The sequence below is a fragment of the Mycobacterium sp. URHB0021 genome (genome assembly GCF_054057895.1).
The window spans coordinates 5,185,150-5,204,473 of the sequence record NZ_JBSRZT010000002.1 but is presented as its reverse complement, the minus strand read 5'-3'; the positions used below and the strand labels follow the sequence as shown (position 1 = coordinate 5,204,473).

The 19,324-nt window shown below is 66.7% G+C and carries 22 protein-coding genes; 11 read left to right on the top strand and 11 right to left on the bottom strand.

The features are described from left to right. Positions 1 to 30: 30 nt before the first annotated feature. The 3 genes from thyX to ACVWWN_RS28000 all read left to right on the top strand — a co-directional run bounded on the left by thyX (position 31) and on the right by ACVWWN_RS28000 (position 3,423). On the top strand, positions 31 to 783 hold the full coding sequence (gene thyX / locus ACVWWN_RS28010; protein ID WP_457146768.1) for an FAD-dependent thymidylate synthase: 753 nt from the start codon (positions 31 to 33) through the stop codon (positions 781 to 783). Positions 784 to 844: 61 nt separating this feature from the next. Further along, positions 845 to 1,747: a 4-hydroxy-tetrahydrodipicolinate synthase gene (gene dapA / locus ACVWWN_RS28005; RefSeq protein WP_457146767.1), complete on the top strand. Its 903-nt coding sequence runs from the start codon at positions 845 to 847 to the stop codon at positions 1,745 to 1,747. Next, the gene (locus ACVWWN_RS28000) at positions 1,747 to 3,423 is read left to right on the top strand and encodes a ribonuclease J (protein WP_457146766.1); all 1,677 of its coding nucleotides are present in this window, start codon (positions 1,747 to 1,749) and stop codon (positions 3,421 to 3,423) included. The genes dapA and ACVWWN_RS28000 overlap by 1 nt, the downstream gene beginning before the upstream one ends. Positions 3,424 to 3,520: 97 nt before the next feature. On the opposite strand, the gene ACVWWN_RS27995 is transcribed toward ACVWWN_RS28000, so the two are convergent. Genes ACVWWN_RS27995 through ACVWWN_RS27985 form a run of 3 tightly spaced genes read right to left on the bottom strand, consistent with a single transcriptional unit; the run spans position 3,521 to position 5,534 of the window. Further along, complete coding sequence (locus ACVWWN_RS27995) at positions 3,521 to 4,396, bottom strand: SAM-dependent methyltransferase (protein WP_457146765.1); 876 nt, start codon at positions 4,394 to 4,396, stop codon at positions 3,521 to 3,523. Positions 4,397 to 4,401: 5 nt separating this feature from the next. Continuing rightward, positions 4,402 to 5,220, bottom strand: coding sequence for a mycofactocin-coupled SDR family oxidoreductase (locus ACVWWN_RS27990; protein ID WP_457146764.1), 819 nt, complete (start codon positions 5,218 to 5,220; stop codon positions 4,402 to 4,404). Further along, positions 5,220 to 5,534 carry a putative quinol monooxygenase gene (locus ACVWWN_RS27985; protein ID WP_457146763.1) on the bottom strand — a complete coding sequence of 105 codons (315 nt, stop codon included), beginning with the start codon at positions 5,532 to 5,534 and terminating at the stop codon, positions 5,220 to 5,222. The genes ACVWWN_RS27990 and ACVWWN_RS27985 overlap by 1 nt, the downstream gene beginning before the upstream one ends. Before the next feature lie 592 nt (positions 5,535 to 6,126). Here ACVWWN_RS27985 and ACVWWN_RS27980 point away from each other — a divergent pair. Continuing rightward, positions 6,127 to 8,463, top strand: a complete 2,337-nt coding sequence (locus ACVWWN_RS27980; RefSeq protein WP_457146762.1) for a DNA translocase FtsK 4TM domain-containing protein — start codon at positions 6,127 to 6,129, stop codon at positions 8,461 to 8,463. Positions 8,464 to 8,666: 203 nt separating this feature from the next. Here ACVWWN_RS27980 and ACVWWN_RS27975 read toward each other — a convergent pair whose 3' ends face one another. Together ACVWWN_RS27975 and ACVWWN_RS27970 are read right to left on the bottom strand one after the other, a co-directional pair. After that, positions 8,667 to 9,659: a hypothetical protein gene (locus tag ACVWWN_RS27975; protein WP_457146761.1), complete on the bottom strand. Its 993-nt coding sequence runs from the start codon at positions 9,657 to 9,659 to the stop codon at positions 8,667 to 8,669. 223 nt (positions 9,660 to 9,882) lie between these two features. After that, positions 9,883 to 10,392: an amino-acid N-acetyltransferase gene (locus ACVWWN_RS27970; protein WP_457146760.1), complete on the bottom strand. Its 510-nt coding sequence runs from the start codon at positions 10,390 to 10,392 to the stop codon at positions 9,883 to 9,885. A gap of 41 nt (positions 10,393 to 10,433) precedes the next feature. Between ACVWWN_RS27970 and pgsA the strand changes: the two genes are divergently transcribed. The 5 genes from pgsA (at position 10,434) to pspM (ending at position 13,704) form a co-directional block, all read left to right on the top strand. Continuing rightward, positions 10,434 to 11,039, top strand: coding sequence for a CDP-diacylglycerol--glycerol-3-phosphate 3-phosphatidyltransferase (gene pgsA / locus ACVWWN_RS27965; protein WP_457146759.1), 606 nt, complete (start codon positions 10,434 to 10,436; stop codon positions 11,037 to 11,039). After that, positions 11,017 to 11,505, top strand: a complete 489-nt coding sequence (locus ACVWWN_RS27960; protein WP_457146758.1) for a CinA family protein — start codon at positions 11,017 to 11,019, stop codon at positions 11,503 to 11,505. The genes pgsA and ACVWWN_RS27960 overlap by 23 nt, the downstream gene beginning before the upstream one ends. Positions 11,506 to 11,581: 76 nt before the next feature. After that, a complete protein-coding gene (clgR, locus tag ACVWWN_RS27955; protein WP_457146757.1) occupies positions 11,582 to 11,914 on the top strand; it encodes a transcriptional regulator ClgR in 333 nt (110 codons plus the stop codon). Positions 11,915 to 12,064: 150 nt separating this feature from the next. After that, complete coding sequence (pspA, locus tag ACVWWN_RS27950) at positions 12,065 to 12,877, top strand: phage shock protein PspA (RefSeq protein ID WP_457146756.1); 813 nt, start codon at positions 12,065 to 12,067, stop codon at positions 12,875 to 12,877. 11 nt (positions 12,878 to 12,888) lie between these two features. Beyond that, complete coding sequence (gene pspM / locus ACVWWN_RS27945; protein ID WP_457149309.1) at positions 12,889 to 13,704, top strand: phage shock envelope stress response protein PspM; 816 nt, start codon at positions 12,889 to 12,891, stop codon at positions 13,702 to 13,704. An 8-nt stretch (positions 13,705 to 13,712) separates the two neighbouring features. Here the strand turns inward: pspM and ACVWWN_RS27940 are convergent, their stop codons facing one another. Together ACVWWN_RS27940 and ACVWWN_RS27935 are read right to left on the bottom strand one after the other, a co-directional pair. Then, positions 13,713 to 14,126 carry a DUF5313 domain-containing protein gene (locus ACVWWN_RS27940; RefSeq protein WP_457146755.1) on the bottom strand — a complete coding sequence of 138 codons (414 nt, stop codon included), beginning with the start codon at positions 14,124 to 14,126 and terminating at the stop codon, positions 13,713 to 13,715. Continuing rightward, positions 14,127 to 14,567 (bottom strand): limonene-1,2-epoxide hydrolase family protein, encoded by a 441-nt coding sequence (locus tag ACVWWN_RS27935; protein WP_457146754.1) that lies wholly within the window; start codon positions 14,565 to 14,567, stop codon positions 14,127 to 14,129. A gap of 41 nt (positions 14,568 to 14,608) precedes the next feature. Between ACVWWN_RS27935 and ACVWWN_RS27930 the strand changes: the two genes are divergently transcribed. Further along, the gene (locus tag ACVWWN_RS27930) at positions 14,609 to 15,781 is read left to right on the top strand and encodes a glycosyltransferase (RefSeq protein WP_457146753.1); all 1,173 of its coding nucleotides are present in this window, start codon (positions 14,609 to 14,611) and stop codon (positions 15,779 to 15,781) included. A 10-nt stretch (positions 15,782 to 15,791) separates the two neighbouring features. Next, positions 15,792 to 15,986, top strand: coding sequence for a DUF3046 domain-containing protein (locus ACVWWN_RS27925; RefSeq protein ID WP_457146752.1), 195 nt, complete (start codon positions 15,792 to 15,794; stop codon positions 15,984 to 15,986). Positions 15,987 to 16,056: 70 nt separating this feature from the next. On the opposite strand, the gene ACVWWN_RS27920 is transcribed toward ACVWWN_RS27925, so the two are convergent. From ACVWWN_RS27920 to ACVWWN_RS27905, 4 genes are read right to left on the bottom strand one after another with little or no spacing between them, the layout of a single operon-like run. Continuing rightward, positions 16,057 to 16,803, bottom strand: a complete 747-nt coding sequence (locus tag ACVWWN_RS27920; RefSeq protein ID WP_457146751.1) for a DUF6390 family protein — start codon at positions 16,801 to 16,803, stop codon at positions 16,057 to 16,059. Further along, positions 16,804 to 17,892 (bottom strand): hydrogenase expression/formation protein HypE, encoded by a 1,089-nt coding sequence (hypE, locus tag ACVWWN_RS27915; RefSeq protein WP_457146750.1) that lies wholly within the window; start codon positions 17,890 to 17,892, stop codon positions 16,804 to 16,806. After that, positions 17,885 to 18,985, bottom strand: coding sequence for a hydrogenase formation protein HypD (gene hypD, locus ACVWWN_RS27910; protein WP_457146749.1), 1,101 nt, complete (start codon positions 18,983 to 18,985; stop codon positions 17,885 to 17,887). Before hypD ends, hypE begins: the two co-directional genes overlap by 8 nt. After that, positions 18,982 to 19,311 (bottom strand): HypC/HybG/HupF family hydrogenase formation chaperone, encoded by a 330-nt coding sequence (locus ACVWWN_RS27905; protein WP_457146748.1) that lies wholly within the window; start codon positions 19,309 to 19,311, stop codon positions 18,982 to 18,984. The genes hypD and ACVWWN_RS27905 overlap by 4 nt, the downstream gene beginning before the upstream one ends. Between the last annotated feature and the right edge of the window lie 13 nt (positions 19,312 to 19,324).

Below are 19,324 nucleotides of genomic sequence, written 5' to 3'. Positions count from 1 at the left end.
CCCGCGGAAAGGTCCACGTTAGGGTGAGCCGTGGCCGAGACGGCGCCGCTGCGCGTGCAACTGATTGCCAAGACCGAATTCGCGGCACCGCCGGACGTGCCGTGGAGCACAGACGCGGACGGCGGTCCGGCGCTGGTGGAGTTCGCCGGACGGGCCTGCTATCAGAGCTGGTCGAAACCGAACCCGCGGACCGCGACCAATGCCGCCTACCTTCGCCACATCATCGACGTCGGACATTTCTCGGTGCTCGAGCACGCGAACGTGTCGTTCTACATCACCGGTCTTTCGCGGTCATGCACCCATGAGTTGATCCGGCACCGCCATTTCTCGTATTCGCAGCTGTCCCAGCGCTACGTTCCCGAACACGAATCGCAGGTCGTCGTGCCGCCGGGCATCGAGGGTGACGCGGAGCTGGAAGCGCTGTTCAGGGCGGCCGCCGACGCGAGCCGCGCGACGTATGCCGAACTGCTCGACAAGCTGGAAGCGAAGTTCTCCGACCAGCCCAACGCCGTGTTGCGTCGTAAACAAGCCCGGCAGGCGGCTCGCGCGGTGCTACCCAACGCCACGGAAACTCGCATCGTAGTCACAGGGAACTACCGGGCATGGCGGCATTTCATCGCGATGCGTGCCAGCGAACACGCTGACGTGGAGATCCGCAGCTTGGCGATCGAGTGTCTGCGCCAGTTGATCGGCGTCGCGCCGCAGGCCTTCTCCGACTTCGAGATCTCCGTGCTGGCAGATGGCACCGAAGTGGCGACGAGTCCGCTAGCGACAGAGGCGTAGCCGAGGCCTGACCGGATCCGGTCCACCGAACTCAGAGTTTCAGCGGGTAATCTTGTTCCCCGTGAGTACCAGCGGATTCGACGTGACCGCCCACTTGGGTACCGTGCTGACCGCAATGGCGACTCCGTTCAAGCCCGACGGCTCGCTGGACACCGAGGCCGCGGCCCGGCTGGCCGCCCGCCTGGTCGACGCGGGCTGCGACGGCCTGGTGCTGTCGGGCACCACGGGCGAGTCACCGACGACCACCGACGACGAAAAGGTCGCGCTGTTACGCGCCGTGCTGGCCGCGGTCGGCGACCGGGCACGGGTCATCGCCGGGGCGGGCACCTACGACACCGCGCACAGCGTGCATCTAGCGAAGGCATGTGCGGCCGAGGGGGCACACGGTCTGCTCGTGGTGACGCCGTATTACTCCCGCCCGCCGCAGGCCGGTCTACTCGCGCACTTCACCGCCGTCGCGGATGCCACGCCGCTGCCGATGATTCTCTACGACATTCCGCCGCGGTCAGTGGTGCCGATCGAATGGGACACCATCCGCAGGCTGGCCGAGCACCCCAATATCGTCGCCATCAAGGACGCGAAGGGCGACCTGCACGGCGGGGGGCAGATCATCGCTGAGACTGGTCTGGCGTACTACTCCGGTGACGATGCGCTGAACCTGCCATGGCTGGCGATGGGAGCCGTCGGTTTCATCAGCGTATGGGCACATGTCGCCGCCGGCCAATTGCGAGACATGTTGTCGGCGTTCAACTCCGGTGATGTTGCCACCGCACGCAAGATCAACGTGACCCTCGCGCCGCTGAGCAATGCCCAGTCGCGACTGGGTGGCGTCACCCTCGCCAAGGAGGGCCTGCGCCTGCAGGGCTTCGAGGTCGGCGACCCACGCCTGCCGCAGCTTCCGGCCACGCCCGAGCAGATCGAGGCGTTGGCCGCCGATATGCGCGCCGCCGCGGTGCTCCGGTAGTGAACTCCGAACTCAGACCACCGGGGCCGCTGGCGCCGGGCGCACTGCGGGTCACCGCGCTCGGTGGAATCAGCGAAATCGGTCGCAACATGACGGTATTCGAGCATCTGGGCCGGCTGCTGATCGTGGACTGCGGCGTGCTGTTCCCGACCCATGACCAGCCCGGCGTCGACCTGATTCTGCCCGATCTCCGTCATGTCGAGCATCGTCTCGACGACGTCGACGCGTTGGTGATCACCCACGCCCACGAAGACCACATCGGCGCGATCCCGTTCCTGCTCAAGCTGCGACCCGACATCCCCATCGTGGGTTCGAAATTCACGATCGCACTGATTGCGGAGAAGTGCCGCGAACATCGCATCAAGCCGGTGTTCACCGAAGTCGCCGAGGGCCAGCGATCCACCCATGGCGTGTTCGAATGCCAGTACTTCCACGTCAACCACTCGATCCCAGGCTGTTTGGCGATCGCGATCCACACCGGTGCGGGCACGGTGCTGCACACCGGTGACATCAAGCTCGACCAACTTCCGCTCGACGACCGGCCGACCGACCTGCCGGGCATGTCTCGGTTGGGCGACGCGGGAGTTGACCTGTTCCTCTGCGATTCGACGAATTCTGAGATCCCCGGCGTCGGTCCGTCGGAGAGCGAGGTCGGCCCGGCGCTGCACCGGTTGGTCCGCGGTGCCGAGGGACGCGTGATCGTCGCGTGCTTCGCGTCGAACGTCGATCGGGTGCAGCAGATCATCGACGCAGCGGTGGCGCTTGGGCGGCGGGTGTCGTTCGTCGGCCGTTCGATGGTGCGCAACATGGGAATCGCGCGCGATCTGGGGTATCTGCACGTCGACGACTCCGATGTGCTCGACATCGGTGCCGCCGAGATGATGCCGGCCGACCGGGTCGTGCTGATCACGACCGGAACGCAGGGCGAGCCGATGTCGGCGCTGTCGCGGATGTCGCGTGGTGAGCACCGCAGCATCACGCTGACCGCAGGCGATCTGATCATCCTGTCGTCCTCACTGATCCCGGGTAACGAGGAAGCCGTCTACGGAGTGATCGACGCACTGGCCAAGATCGGCGCCCGCGTTGTCACCAATACCCAGGCCCGTGTCCATGTTTCGGGCCACGCCTATTCCGGCGAACTGCTGTTCCTCTACAACGCGGTGCGGCCGCGCAATGTGATGCCGGTGCACGGCACCTGGCGGATGCTGCGGGCCAATGCGAAACTGGCCGAACGCACCGGCGTTTCCGGGGACAACATCGTGCTGGCCGAGAACGGGGTCAGCGTCGACCTGGTGGGGGGCAGGGCGCGTGTCGCGGGCGGAGTCACGGTCGGGAAGATGTTCGTCGACGGTCTGATCACCGGCGACGTCGGCGACGCCACCCTCGGCGAACGACTCATCCTGTCTTCGGGTTTCATCGCGGTGACGGTTGTCGTGCGGCGCGGGACCGGCAAACCCGCCGGACCGGCGCACCTGCACTCTCGCGGCTTCTCCGAGGATCCCAAGGCGCTGGAACCGGTGGCGGTCAAGGTGGAAAAAGAACTGGAGAACCTTGCCTCGGACAACGTCACCGATCCCACCCGAATCGCGCAGTGCGTTCGCCGCACCATCGGAAAGTGGGTGGGCGAGACCTACCGGCGCCAACCGATGATCGTGCCGACGGTCATCGAAATCTGATCGCGTTCTCCCGTCACCCGCGAAACTGTATTCCAGCAGAAGAAGTGCGACTAGAGGCCTGCTGGAATACCGTTTCGGCGCGAATTCGCCGGCCGGGCTACACTTTCTCCGCGTATGCGGTCCACTCGATCTGTGACGCGGTGAGGTCCCGGCCCGCGGGCCGGACGTAGTTGCGTTCGATGTAGTCCGGACCGGCCTGCTCGACGAGCCGCCAACCGTATCCGGCCATGAACGCCGATACGTCCTCGGGCTGGATCCCGAAGTCCCACATCTGCTGCCGCACCCGGAATCTGCGGTACAGGGTCTCGGCGCCGAACATGTTGGTGCCGTCCAGGAAGTCCTTGCGGATGTAGGTGAAGACCAGTCGGCTACCTGGCGCGGCGCCGCGGAGATGTTCGAGCGTCGCGCGCGCCGCGGCCTCGGTCAGGTACTGCGTGACGCCCTCCCAGATGACGAATGTCCGCGCGTCACTTCGGTATCCTCGCTCGGTGAGCTTTGTCGCAAGGTCGTCGTTCTCGAAGTCCACCGGCACCAAGTGAACTGACGGCGGCACCGCGCCCACCGCCCGCTGCACCACCGCTCGTTTACGCGTGATGTTCTCGGGCAGGTCGACCTCGAAGACCGGGACGTCGCTGCGCCGGGCCAGTCGGTACGCGCGGGTGTCGAAACCGGCCCCCAGCACCACAACCGCGTCGACCTCGGAAAGCACTTCGTCGAGTCTCTCGTCGATGAATCGCTTCCGGCCGGCCAGATTCGCCCACAGTCCGGGACCGGCGCGCTCAGAACCCCAGATCATGAGTCGCCGTAGTGGAGCCAGGCGCGTGGCGTCCACCACCGCCCGCAGGCCTCCCGGCAGAAAGGACCGGGCCAAATCGTCGGACACCAGACGTCGGTCCGCCGGCTCGTTCTGTTCCACGGCGGCCAATACCATCGGGCCGAATGCCGTCTGGGTGACCGAGTGCTCGCCTGCCATGAGTGTCAGCGCTTGTTGACGGCACCCGCGTCCACCGGAAGCGTCGTGCCCGTGACGTATCTGGCGGAGTCCGAGACCAGCCATGCCACCGCGTTGGCGATGTCCTCGGGTTCCACCACCGGCACCGGCAAGGCGTTGCCCAGGTCCCGTGGGCCGTCGGGCGACCGGCTGACCTCGTCCAACCACCCACGGACGAACTCGTTGTTGATCATCGGCGTGTTCACTCCGGTCGGATGCACGGTGTTGACCCGAATGCTGTGCTTGGCAAGGAGATTCGCATATTGGCGCATCAGGCCGACCATGCCGTGTTTGGCGGCGGTGTAGCCGAGTGCCCCCGGATCATCTCCACCCATCCCGACCAGACCCGCCACGGAACTGATCAGCACGATCGCGCCACCGTCGCCCTGCTCGATCATCGTCGGGATGGCGGCCTCGACCGTGTGGAAGGCGCCGGTGAGGTTGACGTCCAGCACGTCACGCCAGCCCGCATACCCGTTCTGCATCGGGGCGATGCCGGCGTTGGCGACCACGATATCGAGCCGGCCGAGTTTGTCGAGGCCATCCTGCAGCGCGGCCCGCAGCGCCTGCTGGTCGCGAACGTCGGCCTGCCGGGCGACGATTCGCGCGCCGGCGTCCTCGACGAGCTTCACCGTTGCGGCCAGATCGTCGGGCGTGGCCAGGGGGTAGGGAACCGACGCGATCTGCGAACAGATGTCGATCGCGATGATGTCGGCGCCGTCGGAAGCCAGTCGAACGGCCTCCGCCCGCCCCTGGCCGCGGGCTGCGCCGGTGATGAACGCGACCTTGCCCTGCAGCGACGACATCAGGGCCGCAGCTGGCCCTTGGCCGGATCACCTGCGACGACGGGCTGGAGCATCTTGATGTCCGGCGCACCGTCGAGGTGTTCGCCGATCGTGCCGAACAGCGTTCCGACCGCCGGCGCGGTGCTGTGGGTCTTCAACGCGTCGGCATCCGCCCACTGTTCGACGAAGATGAAGACGCCGTCGGCTTCGTGCAAGGCGTACAGCTCGCACCCGGGCTCCTGATGCACCGCCTCGATGGCCCGCTTACACGCATCCCGAACGGTGTCCACGGATTCGGGCTTGGCGGTCAGGGTGGCGACGACGACGACAGGCATGAGTGATGACTCCTCGGTGACGGGGGACGAGTCGCCACGACGGCGACATCCGGTGCTGGCCGAGTGTCCAGCCTACTCACGCGCACGCGGCTCAGCTCACGTCCGACCCGATCATGAATGCGACGGTGGGCAAGCCCAGAATCGTCAGCCCGATCGCGTCCGCCGGCGCACCTGCGAACGGGTTTCCGGCTCGTGCGGATTCCCCGGGCGATGATGTTCTCACCCGGGCCGCGACGAGGGTCCCCATCGCCGAGCGCCCTGCTTGAGGGCGGCGGCGTCGCAGCGGGCGGTGAAGCGGTGGCTTCGGTCCATTTCGGCACCGTAGGGCGCCTTTTACCGGAATCGATATGAATCTGTGACCCGTGTGGCACATGGTGAAGGTGGGGCGAATGCGACTAGGCTGGCAGCCATGGCTAGTAAGACCGCCGCTCGCTCCGGCACGCGTTCTACCAGGTCAAAGGGCGGTTCACGAGGCGGCTCCCGGCCGGCGCGACCGTCGGCACCTCGTCGGAAGCCCGCCCCGCGCCGCAACCCCTCTCCGATCTCATCGGCCGGGGCCACCGTCGGCCGGGGTGTTCGGGCCGGCTGGTTGATGCTGGCCAAGGGAGCCGGATCGACGGCGCGGTCGGTCGGCCGGGCCCACGACATCGAGCCCGGTCATCGTCGCGACGGCATCGCGCTGGCGCTGCTGGGGATTTCGGTGGTGATCGCCGCGAGCTCCTGGTTCGACGCCGCACGGCCCATCGGCGCATGGATCGACACGTTCCTACGGGTGCTGATCGGTTCGGCTGTCGTGCTCCTGCCGATTGCGCTCGCCGCGGTCGCGGTGGTGCTGATGCGCACCGAACCCGATCCCGACTCGCGACCGCGGATGGTTCTCGGTTCGACGATGATCGCGCTGCCCGCACTGGGGCTGTGGCACCTGTGGTCCGGTTCGCCGATGGATCCCGTCGCACGTGAGCACGCCGCCGGATTTCTGGGCTTCGCCATCGGCGGGCCGCTGTCGGACGGGTTGACGGCGTGGATCGCCGCGCCGTTGTTGTTCATCGGAGTGCTCTTCGGCCTGTTGCTGGTGACCGGCACGACGATCCGCGAGGTTCCCGAGACCCTGCAGCGGATGTTCTCCACCCGGGGATTCCGTGGCGAGGTGTACGACGACGACGAGTACGAGGACGGCCAGCCGTCCGCCGCGGGATCCGAGGACTTCTCCGACGGTTATTACGACGAGCCCTCCGCCTACGCCGACGACGAACCGCAGGCATGGCCCGGCGAGGCGGAAGCGGCCGCGTTCAACGGCACGCCGATGGAGAACTACCCGATCGATGACGAAGCGCCGACCGTTCCCGAGCCGACGGCCCGGGCGCGCCGCAAGAAGCCGGCCAAGCCCGCCAACACCGAGGTGCTGTCGCTGGACCGTGTCGTCGACGGTCCGTACACGCTGCCGTCGCTCGAGCTACTTGTCGCGGGTGATCCCCCGAAGCTTCGCAGTGCGGCCAACGACAAGATGGTCGATGTCATCGGTTCGGTGCTGCAGCAGTTCAAGGTGGATGCCATCGTCACCGGCTGCACCCGCGGCCCGACCGTCACCCGCTACGAGGTCGAGCTCGGTCCCGGTGTCAAGGTCGAGAAGATCACCGCGCTGCAGAAGAACATCGCCTATGCGGTGGCCACCGAAAGCGTCCGGATGCTGGCGCCCATCCCGGGCAAGTCCGCCGTCGGTATCGAGGTGCCCAACACCGACCGGGAGATGGTGCGGCTGGCCGATGTGCTGACCGACCCCTCCACCCGACGCGACCACCACCCGCTGGTGATCGGTCTGGGCAAGGACATCGAAGGCGAAATGATCTCGGCCAACCTGGCCAAGATGCCGCACCTGCTGGTGGCCGGCTCGACGGGCTCGGGCAAGTCGAGCTTCGTCAACTCGATGCTGGTGTCGATCCTCGCTCGGGCCACACCCGACGAGGTCCGGATGATTCTGATCGACCCCAAAATGGTGGAACTCACGCCCTACGAAGGCATTCCACACCTCATCACGCCGATCGTCACCCAGCCGAAAAAGGCGGCGGCCGCGCTGGCGTGGCTCGTCGAGGAGATGGAGCAGCGCTACCAGGACATGCAGGCCAGCCGGGTGCGCCACATCGACGACTTCAACAAGAAGGTGAAGTCCGGCGAGATCACGACACCTTTGGGCAGCGAACGCGTGTACAAGCCCTACCCCTACATCGTCGCGATCGTGGACGAGCTGGCCGACCTGATGATGACCGCGCCACGCGATGTGGAGGACGCCATCGTCCGGATCACCCAGAAGGCCCGCGCCGCAGGCATCCACCTGGTGCTGGCCACCCAGCGCCCGTCCGTCGACGTGGTCACCGGACTCATCAAGACCAACGTGCCATCGCGGCTGGCGTTCGCCACCTCGTCGCTCACCGACAGTCGGGTGATCCTGGACCAACAGGGCGCAGAGAAGCTGATCGGTATGGGGGACGGTCTGTTCCTGCCCATGGGCGCCAACAAGCCGATTCGTCTGCAGGGTGCCTTCATCAGCGACGACGAGATCCACGCGGTCGTGCAGGCATGCAAGGACCAGGCCGAACCCGAGTACACCGAGGGCGTGACCAAGGCGAAGACCAACAGCGAGCGCACCGACGTCGATCCCGACATCGGTGACGACATGGATGTTTTCCTGCAGGCCGTCGAGCTGGTGGTGTCCAGCCAGTTCGGTTCGACGTCGATGCTGCAGCGCAAGCTTCGAGTCGGTTTCGCCAAGGCCGGCAGGTTGATGGACTTGATGGAGACCCGTGGCATCGTCGGGCCCAGTGAGGGATCCAAGGCGCGCGAAGTGTTGGTCAAGCCCGACGAGTTGGCGGGGACGTTGGCGCTGATCCGTGGCGGTTCGGACGCAAACGGCACCGACGACGACGAAGCCTGAGCTTGTGAAGGCGAGGAGTCGGCGCAGACGATTCCGACGACGACGAAGCCTGAGCTTGTGAAGGCGAGGAGTCGGCGCAAACGGCACCGACGACGACGAAGCCTGAGCTTGTGAAGGCGAGGAGTCGGCGCAGACGATTCCGACGACGACGAAGCCTGAGCTTGTGAAGGCGAGGAGTCGGCGCAGACGATTCCGATTGATCTTTAACAGGTTTCGTATTCATTCGAGAGCTGCAGCTCCAGGTCGGAACCCGAAGTCTGGCCCTCGCGGAAGTAGCAACCGCCGACCACGATCGCGGCGGACTCGTGTCCGTAAACGTTCAGCGTGACCTCCCTGTCGAAGCGGGGCAGTACCGCCGCAACGGACTCGGCCGTCCTGATGGTGCGTTCCCGGCGGTCGGGCCCGTCGGCGATTTCGATGGTCACCGAGGTTCCCGCGTGCTTCTCCGAGAAGGAAGTGGACGTGTCGACCTCGAGTTGATCGGCGGCTCCGACGAGACCGTTGATCGCGGTGAACATCGCCATCTGAGTGGCGGTCGGGGGCTCCGGACTGGAGTTGTACTCGTGTGGCTTGTGGGTGTCGTCGGTGACGACAGCGAGCCGCCATGTCACGTCGGCCCGGTCGCCGATGTCCTTGGCGAGCACGTCGGTCTGCATCGGGTCGACATTGTTTCGCAACGTGAGGTCCACGGAGGGGACGCGACTGCCGGAGTCCCACGCCTGTTCCAGGCTGGCGTGCGCGGTGACAGGTGAGCGTGCGGCGTGCATCCACAGCCGGATGCTGTCCGCGAACTGATGGGTGTCGGCGGGGAACTCTTGATCGGACGGATTGAACCAGAACTGCGCCTGCGAGAAGTCCGGGGCGTACGGGTTCGGGTGATAAACCGCGGGATAGAGCAGGTGCAGGCGGGCGTCGTGGCCACGCAGTTCGCTACGGATGCGGTCGAGGACCGCTTTGCCGATCGCGACGGCTTGGTCGTCGGTCACCGCCATCGACAACCGGACGTCGAGCAGGAAGGTGCGCCGTTCGCCGAGGCTCCAGATGTAACCCAGGTCTGTCTCGACGACGCCCGGCATCGCCGCGATCTGGCGTTCGATCGACTCGGCTTCTCCTCGGCGATCGCCGATCAGTCCGCACCCCGAGACCACTCCCATGACCGCGACACCGACGAGGCCGAGCAAACTCCGGACGATCACCGGAGCGACGAACCGCCGCCAGCGGCATCTGCAGGTCCGCCGCACTGATCGTTCAACACCTCACTTAGGCACTCTCCGCGCTGACAGCCCGCCTCGACGTAGGGCGGGTACGGCATTGCGGTGGGTCTTTCGCTGGCGCGAGGCGATCAGTGCGGTGGTGCCAGGAACTGCTGCCCCGAGCGCCACGATGACCGCTCCACGACGCATTTCCCCACGATACGCCTCACAGCATCAACACCATTCGGGTGTTACCCAAGATGTTGGGCTTGACGTAAGACAGGTCGAGGAACTCCGCAACACCCGTGTCGTAGGAGCGGCACATCTCTTCGTAGACCTCGGCGGTGACGGGGGTGCCGTCAATTTCTGCGAACCCGTGGCGACTGAAGAACTCGACTTCGAACGTCAGGACGAAGATGCGTTCGAGCTGTAATTCCCGGGCCACCTCGAGCAGTCGGTCGACGATCGCGTGCCCCACACCGTGGCCCCTCACGGCCGGGTGCACCGCGACGGTCCGGATCTCGCCGAGATCGGACCACAGCACGTGCAACGCGCCGCATCCGATCAGTTCGCCGGCCCGTTCGGCGATCCAGAACTCCTGGACCGCCTCGTAGAGCGTCACCAAGTTCTTCTCCAGCAGGATCTTGCCGGAGTAGATGTCGACGAGTGCCTTCATGGCGGGCACATCCGAGGTACGGGCCCGCCGGACGACGAGCTGATCGGAATCTCCGCTCACAGGTGGAGAGTATCGGTTCGAGCAACCGATATTCTGTTGCAGTGCCGGGACAACCCCATACCGATCCAGTCGTCCCGCGCGCCCGCGTGGCGAACATCGCAAATGTGCTGACCGGTGTGCGAATGGTATTGGTTCCGGTGTTCCTGGTCGTGCTCTTCGTCGGTGATGGGCATGAAACCCATTGGCGGATAATCGCTTTCATCGTGTTTGCGGTAGCCGTCATCACCGATCGGTTCGATGGCGCACTGGCCCGCAGCTACGGCATGGTTACCGAATTCGGCACGCTCGCAGACCCGATCGCGGACAAGGCGCTCATCGGGGCGGCACTGATCGGACTGTCGATATTGGGCGATCTGCCGTGGTGGGTGACCGTGGTGGTGATGGTCCGTGAGATCGGAGTCACTGTCCTGCGAATCGCGGTCCTGCGTCACGGCGTCATACCGGCCAGCCGGGGCGGCAAGCTCAAAACCCTCGTTCAGGCGGTGGCGATCGGTTTGTTCGTGCTGCCGCTGCACGTGCTGCCCGGTCCGTGGCTGATCGCCGCGTGGGGAATCATGTGGGCAGCGGTCGTGCTGACGGTGCTCACCGGGGTGGATTACGTGGTCTCGGCCGTGAAGGATTCCCGTGGACGACCCGCTCGTCACTGAGGATGCCCGCACCCTCGTCGCCGACCTGACGGTGCGCAAGCAGAGCGTGGCCACCGCCGAATCCTTGACGGCGGGTCTGCTGGCGGCCACCCTGGCCGGCGTTCCCGGCGCCAGCGTCGTCCTGCGCGGTGGCCTGATCACCTATATCGAGGACACCAAGATCTCCCTGGCCGGGGTGGCGCCGCAGCTGCTCGACGCCGTGGGCCCCGTCGCCGAACCCACCGCACGGGCGATGGCCGTCGGCGCCCGGCAGCGCTGTGCCGCCACCTGGGGCATCGGGCTGACCGGCGTTGCCGGCCCCGAGCCGCACGGCGGCCACCCGGTCGGCACGGTCTTCCTGGGCCTGGCCGGTCCGGTGGACACCGAGGTCGTCCAGTTGGCGCTCAGCGGAACCCGGTGGGAAATCCGGGTCAGGGCGGTCGCCGAGGCGATCGCCAGGCTGCGCGCACTGGTCGAACAACAGTGATCTGTGGCATTCGGGAACCATCGCGACCGCCCGCAGCGTTGCCCTAGTAGCCAAGCCGGCGACGAAGGAGGGCACGATGACAGGATTGCTGCGTGAGGTGATCGGCGACGTGCTGCGCCGTGCTCGCACCGAGCAGGGGCGCACCCTGCGTGAGGTGTCCGATTCCGCCCGGGTCAGCCTGGGGTACCTGTCGGAGGTCGAACGCGGCCGCAAGGAGGCGTCCAGCGAACTGCTCAGCGCCATCTGCGGCGCCCTGGACGTCCCGCTCTCGCGGGTGCTCTCCGATGCCGGCGACGACATGGCCCGCGAGGAACTCGCATCGCTGAACCGGGGGCCGGCCGCCTCCACTCGCATCGACGCCACCACGAAGGTTGTCATTCCGCAGATCGTGTCCATGGCGGTCGCCTGAGTCGACCGCGGCACCGATCTCGGAAAACGCCCGCGGGGGTGTGGCGATCTGCACAGAACCGATAAGTTGGCACTAGAGCAAGCGCAGGTGCCCGCGGCGGGCAACCACCACACTGGCATAGATCGACGACATGAAGGCGGAGTGAACTAAATGGCCAATCCGTTCACCAAGGCGTGGAAGTACCTCATGGCGCTGTTCAGCTCGAAGGTCGACGAGTACGCCGATCCGAAGGTGCAGATCCAGCAGGCCATCGAGGACGCCCAACGCCAGCATCAGGCGTTGACGCAGCAGGCCGCGCAGGTGATCGGTAACCAGCGCCAGCTGGAGATGCGGCTGAATCGCCAGCTTGCCGACATCGAGAAGCTGCAGGTGAATGTGCGTCAGGCGCTGTCCCTGGCCGATCAGGCCACCGCAGCCGGCGATGCTGCCAAAGCCACCGAGTACAACAACGCCGCGGAGGCGTTCGCCGCCCAGTTGGTGACGTCCGAGCAGAGCGTCGAGGACCTCAAGGGCCTGCACGACCAGGCGCTGCAGGCCGCCGGTCAGGCCAAGAAGGCGGTCGAGCAGAACGCCATGATGCTGCAGACCAAGATTGCCGAGCGGACCAAGCTGCTCAGCCAGCTCGAGCAGGCCAAGATGCAGGAGCAGGTGAGCAATTCGCTCCGGTCGATGAGTGAGCTGGCCGCGCCGGGCAACACCCCCAGCCTCGATGAAGTTCGCGACAAGATCGAGCGCCGCTACGCCAACGCGATCGGCTCGGCCGAGCTGGCGCAGAACTCGGTGCAGGGCCGGATGATGGAAGTACAGCAGGCCAGCGTCCAGATGGCCGGCCATTCCCGGCTGGAGCAGATTCGGGCCTCGATGCGCGGTGAGCAGTTGCCTGCGGGCGGGACGGCCGCCTCGGCTCCCGCCGCCCCCGCGACCAATCCGCAGGCGACGCCGGAAAACCCGCTGTCGCAATAGATCTCATGGGGATGGCAGTGAACTCACGGACCGGTCGACCAGAAGCCTGGCGGTCACTGATGCAGCGAGGTGTGGACACCGCTGCAGAGTGGTCCGACGTACTGGCGGAAAAGCTGAATGCCGCAGCCGATCCCAGGGCCAAGCTGCTGCGTAAGCGGCGCTGGGCGTTGCGGTTGACGCTGTTCTTGACCGTTTCGTGCGTGTTCTGGGTGGGCGTCACGGCGTTGCTTGCCTCGTGGAGCACGCCGGTGTGGGCGCTGTTCATACCCGCGCCGATCGCGGTGGGCGCGGCTTTTCTGGCGACCTTGGCGTTCCTGCGGTATCGCTGGCTTCGGCGAGAACCGTTGCCGCCGCAGCGCTCACGCCGGCTGCCGCCGTGGGGTTCCGCGGCCCGCGGGCCGATGGCGGCCATGGCCGCCTCCGAACGCGGACTGTCGAGCCTTCTCGGCGTGATGGAGCGCGGCCGGATGCTGCCGGCCGACGAGCTTCGCGACCTGTCCGCGGCGGCGAACCAGACCGCTGCCACAATGGCCGCCACCGCCAACGAGGTGGTGTCGATGGAGCGGACGGTGCGCGCGGCGCCGCAGTCGCGGTCACATCTGGTCCCGACCATCAACGCGTTCACCGCGCAGCTCGACCACGGCGCGCGTCAGTACAACGAGATGGTCACCGCCGCTGCTCAACTGGTGTCGGCCGCCAACACCGGGTCGCTGTCGAGTTCGCCGATGTCGCAGCAGCGCTACCGCGACGAGTTGGTCAACGCGACGGATCGGCTGATGGGTTGGGCGCAGGCCTTCGACGAGTTGGGCCACCTCCGCCGCGCCTAGCAGTCCGCTCAGACGTCGTGGGAGCCGGACGGTCCGGATCGGGGGCCGTACTTCTCGATGTACGCCTGGTGGATGTGGGCGTTCTTCTGCCGGGCGTGCTCGTCGGCAAGCTTGGGATCCAGGCCGTGCTTGGCCAGCATGTGGCGGCGCCACACCTTGTTCAGCGCGTGTGAGAAGAACACGAACGGAATGAGGATCGGCAACGTCATCGACAGGTGCACGTCCAGCGTCGTGGGAATCAACCAGAACGGGGCCAGGATCAGAAACGCCGGGATGAACACGCGGACCATCATCCGGACGGTCGCGCCCTTACCCGCCAGGTCGTTTCGCACCCAGTCGCGCATCGAGTCGGGTAGCCGGCGGCCGTAGCAGTAGCCGATGTACTGGAGCATGTTCGGCTTGGTGCGGGTGCGGTCGTTCATCTAGAAGGACGGTCGCAGGGCGGGAATGGCCATCGCCGCGACCGCCCGCAGCGGTGCCTTGACGAGGATGTCGAAGTTGTCGAAGTAATCGCGCCACAACGTGATCTGGCCGTTGTGCACCTCGAATGTGCCGCAGACCCAGAATTGAAGGCGGATAGGGCCGAAGATCAGGGCGTCGGTGCGCTCGGTCAACACGTTGGCACCGTCGACGGCGACCCGGTGGAACTTCACTGCGAATCCTGCTCGGCCCTGGCCTCTGCGGAACAGCTTCATGATTCGCCGGCGTCCACGCATGGTCGGCCAACCGACGTTTTGCCAGACGAGATGCTCAGAGACCAATGCCTCCGCGGCGTCGAAGTCCTCATCTTGCAAGGCGTAGAGGAACTTCTCGACCGTTCGCGCGTTGTCGACGTCTGCTATCGATGGAGCCTGGTCGGTCATGGTCACAGCGTAGCCGCCGGAGGCTGTGGCAGGGTAAGTCGATGCGCGTCGCCGTCGTTGCTGGGCCCGATCCGGGGCACGCCATTCCGGCGATCGCGCTCTGCCTTCGCTTCGCAGCGGCCGGTGATGCCGCGACGCTGCTCACGGGCGCCGAGTGGCTGGACACCGCCCGAGCGGCCGGGTTGGCTGCGGTCGGGCTCGAGGGCCTCGATCCCACCGACCAGGACGATGACGCCGATGCCGGAGCGAAGATGCATCAGCGGGCCGCCAGAATGGCCGTGCTCAACGTGCCGCGGTTGCGCGAGTTGGCGCCGGAACTGGTGGTCTCCGACGTCATCACGGCCTGCGGGGGACTGGCCGCCGAACTGCTCGGCGTGCCGTGGATCGAGCTCAATCCGCATCCGCTGTACCGACCGTCGAGAGGCTTGCCCCCGGTGGGCAGTGGGCTGGCGCCGGGGAGAGGAGTTCGGGGGCGGCTGCGCGACACCGTGATGCGTGCGCTGACCGCTCGCTCGTGGCGCGAAGGGTTGCGCCAGCGTTCGGCGGCACGCATCGGGATCGGCTTGCCCGCAGTCGATCCGGGTCCGCTGCGAAGCCTGATCGCCACATTGCCTGCGCTGGAGGTGCCCCGCCCGGACTGGCCCGCGGAGGCGGTCGTGGTCGGCCCCCTGCACTTCGAGCCCACCTCCTCGGTCTTGCAGCCGCCGCCTGGATCCGGTCCGGTGGTGGTGGTCGCACCGTCGACGGCAGCTACCGGTGCCGGCGGACTGGCGGAACTGGCGCTGGCGAGCCTGACGCCGGGGGAGGTGCTGCCCGAAGGGACCCGGGTGGTCGTGTCGCGGCTGGCGGGTCCCACGGTCGAGGTACCGCCGTGGGCGGTGGTCGGCCTGGGCCGTCAGGACGAACTTCTGGCGGGGGCGGACCTGATGATCTGCGGCGGCGGGCACGGCATCGTGTCCAAGACACTGCTCGCCGGGGTGCCCCTGGTCGTCGTCCCCGGCGGCGGCGATCAATGGGAAATCGCCAATCGTCTTGTGCGACAGGGAAGTGCGCGGCTGGTACGGCCGCTGACCGGTGAAGCGCTGGCCGCCGCGGCCACCACGGTGCTCTCGGCGCGGGAGTACCGCGACGCCGCCCGGCGGGCGGGCGCCAGCGTCTCGGAGGTGGCCGATCCGGTACGGGTGTGCCATGACGCGCTGATGGCGCAGGCGTAGGTTGGGTCGAGTGCGGCTGACGGAATTCCAGGACCTCGTCGAGGGGCAGTTCGGCGCTGTGCGTGCCACATCGCTGCTGGTGGACCATGTATTGACCGGCCTCGGCGGCCGCACGGCGGCTCAGGCCACCGAAGACGGCGTCGACCCGAGGGATGTGTGGCGAGCGCTGTGCGCCGACTTCGACGTCCCGCGTGATCAGTGGTGAATCGCTAGCTTCCGGAAGTCAGGCTTGTAAGCTTCACCGTGCCGAGGTACGGACTCAGATGCTGCCTCGGCTACCCGCGCCCCGTCGAGCGGCAACCGATCTCAGGATGTTTCCGCAAGCCGAGATCGGTTCGGGTTTCCGTGACCAGGTCGAGCGTCTGCTGAGTCGCCCCGGCCAACGCCGCAGCCTCGGCATCGGTCAGGGCGCCGCACAGCCAGTCCCAGTGCGCTGCCACGATGGTGCCCGGCACTGGCGCGGGTGCCAGCGCGGAACCGTCGAGGCTCCACCGAACCCGCTCGGCCGCGGGCTCACCGAGGGCCAGAACACCGGCTTGGAACACCAGCGGTGATGAGACGATCACGGCGTGCTCGGGCTCGACGGACTCGACGGTGCCCCACCGGATGCGGCAGTCCTGCATGACCTGCAGGGGGGTGGTGGGGTCGCGGTCGAGGAACCGTATCCACGGGTACACCACGAGGACGTGGAAGCTGTGGTGCGCCAGCGCCTGAGCCGGGCGGGCCAGTTCCCCGAGTAACCCGGCGACCTGCCCGGTGAACGCCGCGCGCAAGCGCACCAGCAGTTCGTCGGCGTCCACCTTGTCGAGCATGGGGCCGCCGACCCAGTAGCTCCGGACGACGTCGTCCTCGAGTGGGTCGGCGATTCCCGCGGCGTCGGCGATGGCCTGGAGATAAGGCCAGGCGCCGTCGAATTCGTCTGCATGCGAGGCCAGTTCGCCGATGGCGGCACCTTCCGGGCCGCAATACCCCAGCTGGTTGGGCGGGAACGCGTAACTGGCGAAGAGGCTCCGACCGGTCATTCAGCAGATCCGGGGGAGTTGTTCGCCGATCGGCAGATCGACCACCCGGGTCCCGCCGAGCGCCGTTCTCGCCGACACCATTCCGGGGTGTTCGGGCACGCATCGGCCGATGACCGTGGCGCGACCGCCATACGGATGCGAACGCATCGCCTCCAGCACCCGGTCGGCGTCGTCGGCGGGTACGACGGCGATCAGCTTGCCCTCGTTGGCCACATAGAGCGGATCAAGGCCCAGCAGGCCGCAGGCGTCGCGGACTTCGGCCGGGATCGGTATCACGCGTTCGTCCAGCGATATCCCTACCTTCGCGGCCTTGGCGATCTCGTTGAGCGTGGCCGCCACACCACCCCTGGTCGGGTCGCGCATCGCATGGATGTCGGCGCCGGTCTCGATCATGGCGGCGACCAGCCCGTTCAACGGTGCGGTGTCGCTGGTGACCGTGGTGGCGAACTCCAGCCCGGCCCGGCAGCTCATCACGGCGACGCCGTGGAGACCGATGTCGCCGCTGACGATGACCACGTCACCCACCGCTGCCCGCTGCGGACGGATGTCGACGCGTGGGTCCACGAGGCCGATACCCGCCGTGTTGATGTAGACGCCGTCGCCGTGGCCCGCATCGACTACCTTGGTGTCGCCGGTGACCAGCTTGACGCCGGCAGCCATCGCGGCGGTACCGACCGCCTGGGCGACGCGAGCGAGTTCGTCGAGCGGCGTGCCCTCCTCGAGGATGAACGCCGTTGACAGCACTGCCGGTCGGGCGCCGGCCATCGCCAGATCGTTGACGGTGCCGTTGACGGCGAGGTCACCGATGGTGCCACCGGGGAAGGCCAGCGGTTTGACGACGAACGAGTCGGTCGAGAAGGCCAGCCGGGCGCCGCCGACCTCGATGATCGCCGAGTCGCCCATCCCGGCGTCCGCCGCGGGCCCGAACGCCGGCAGGAAGAGGTGCTCGATGAGTTCGCCCGACATCGCTCCGCCGCCGCCGTGCCCCATCACGATGTTGGGCGAGTCGCGAAGCGGCGCGGGACACACCCACGCCTCCATGTCGATGGTCGCCGGTGATACGGAACGCCCATTGGATGTCTCAGGCATGTGTCACCTCGAGGCGCCGGTACAGGTAATACGCCGCACACGCGCCCTCAGCCGAAACCATGGTTGCGCCAAGGGGATTGCGCGGCGTACACAGTGTCCCGAATGCGGCGCACTCGTGGGGCTTGATGAGGCCCTGGAGCACCTCGCCGGAGCGGCAGTCGGCTGATTCTTCGGTGTGGATGTCGGTCACGGAGAACCGGTGCTCGGCGTCGTACTCACGATAGGCATGCGACAGTCGCCAGCCGCTGCTCGGAATCATGCCGATGCCGCGCCACGCTCGGTCGGTGACCTCGAAGACGTCCAGCAGCATGGCTTTTGCCGCTGGATTGCCGAGCCCCTGTACGGCGCGGGGGTAGGCGTTCTCCAGTTCGTGGCGTCCGGACTCCAATTGCAGAACCGTGCGCCGGATGCCCTCGAGAATGTCGAGTGGCTCGAATCCGGTGACCACGATCGGTATCCCGTACTTGTCGCAGAGCGGCGGGTATTCCTCGGTGCCCATCACCGTGCACACGTGGCCGGCGGCCAGGAAGGCCTGCACCCGGCACGTCGGCGACTCCATGATGGCCGAGATCGCCGGCGGCACCAGCACATGCGACACCAGCAGCGAGAAGTTCTCGATGCCAAGCCGCTTCGCCTGGTAGACCGTCATCGCGTTGGCGGGCGCGGTGGTCTCGAAGCCGATCCCGAAGAACACCACCTGTTTGTCCGGGTTCTCCCGCGCGACGGTCAGCGCGTCCAGCGGTGAATACACCACCCGCACGTCGCCGCCCTGGCTCTTCACCTGGAACAGGTCCTTGTCACTGCCGGGCACCCGCAGCATGTCCCCGAACGAGCAGAAGATGACGTCGGGCCGCGACGCAATCTCCAAGGCCTTGTCGATGGTCTCCAGCGGGGTGACGCAGACCGGACAGCCGGGCCCGTGGATCATCTCGATGGTGTCCGGCAGCAGCTGGTCGATGCCGTGCCGGATGATCGAATGCGTCTGGCCGCCGCACACTTCCATGATCGACCAGCGGCGGCTGGTGGCGGACTTGATCTCGTCGATGAGCTTGCCCGCAAGGGCGGGGTCGCTGAACTCGTCCAGGTACTTCATGACTTCACCTCGGCATTGCCGTTCGTTTCGGATGACGCATTGGGGTTGCCGAGACCCGCCTGTCGGGCCGCCAGTTCGAAGCCGTCGCCGAACTCCTCCTTGAGCACCCCGAGGTGCTCGAACTCGGCCAACGTCCTCCTCGCCGACTCCTCGTCCAGCCGCTGGAGTGCGAACCCGACGTGGACGACGACATACTCGCCGACCTCGGCGTCGGGTATGTACTGCATGCAGACGTCCTTCTTGACGCCGCCGAAGTCGACCTCCGACATCAGTGTTCCGTCGCGGTCCTCAACGCTGAGGATCTTCCCTGGTACCGCCAGACACATCGGCGTCTCCCTT

Bases quoted from the DNA above. Each gene is read 5' to 3' on its own strand.
- ACVWWN_RS27905 (WP_457146748.1), bottom strand. From the start codon at position 19,311: ATGTGTCTGGCGGTACCAGGGAAGATCCTCAGCGTTGAGGACCGCGAC.
- ACVWWN_RS27940 (WP_457146755.1), bottom strand. From the start codon at position 14,126: ATGAACGACCGCACCCGCACCAAGCCGAACATGCTCCAGTACATCGGC.
- ACVWWN_RS27920 (WP_457146751.1), bottom strand. From the start codon at position 16,803: ATGACCGGTCGGAGCCTCTTCGCCAGTTACGCGTTCCCGCCCAACCAG.
- ACVWWN_RS27990 (WP_457146764.1), bottom strand. From the start codon at position 5,220: ATGTCGTCGCTGCAGGGCAAGGTCGCGTTCATCACCGGCGCAGCCCGC.
- ACVWWN_RS27985 (WP_457146763.1), bottom strand. From the start codon at position 5,534: ATGCCTGTCGTCGTCGTCGCCACCCTGACCGCCAAGCCCGAATCCGTG.
- pspA (WP_457146756.1), top strand. From the start codon at position 12,065: ATGGCCAATCCGTTCACCAAGGCGTGGAAGTACCTCATGGCGCTGTTC.
- ACVWWN_RS27930 (WP_457146753.1), top strand. From the start codon at position 14,609: ATGCGCGTCGCCGTCGTTGCTGGGCCCGATCCGGGGCACGCCATTCCG.
- clgR (WP_457146757.1), top strand. From the start codon at position 11,582: ATGACAGGATTGCTGCGTGAGGTGATCGGCGACGTGCTGCGCCGTGCT.
- ACVWWN_RS27995 (WP_457146765.1), bottom strand. From the start codon at position 4,396: ATGGCAGGCGAGCACTCGGTCACCCAGACGGCATTCGGCCCGATGGTA.
- ACVWWN_RS27980 (WP_457146762.1), top strand. From the start codon at position 6,127: ATGCTGGCCAAGGGAGCCGGATCGACGGCGCGGTCGGTCGGCCGGGCC.
- hypD (WP_457146749.1), bottom strand. From the start codon at position 18,985: ATGAAGTACCTGGACGAGTTCAGCGACCCCGCCCTTGCGGGCAAGCTC.
- pspM (WP_457149309.1), top strand. From the start codon at position 12,889: ATGGCAGTGAACTCACGGACCGGTCGACCAGAAGCCTGGCGGTCACTG.
- hypE (WP_457146750.1), bottom strand. From the start codon at position 17,892: ATGCCTGAGACATCCAATGGGCGTTCCGTATCACCGGCGACCATCGAC.
- ACVWWN_RS27935 (WP_457146754.1), bottom strand. From the start codon at position 14,567: ATGACCGACCAGGCTCCATCGATAGCAGACGTCGACAACGCGCGAACG.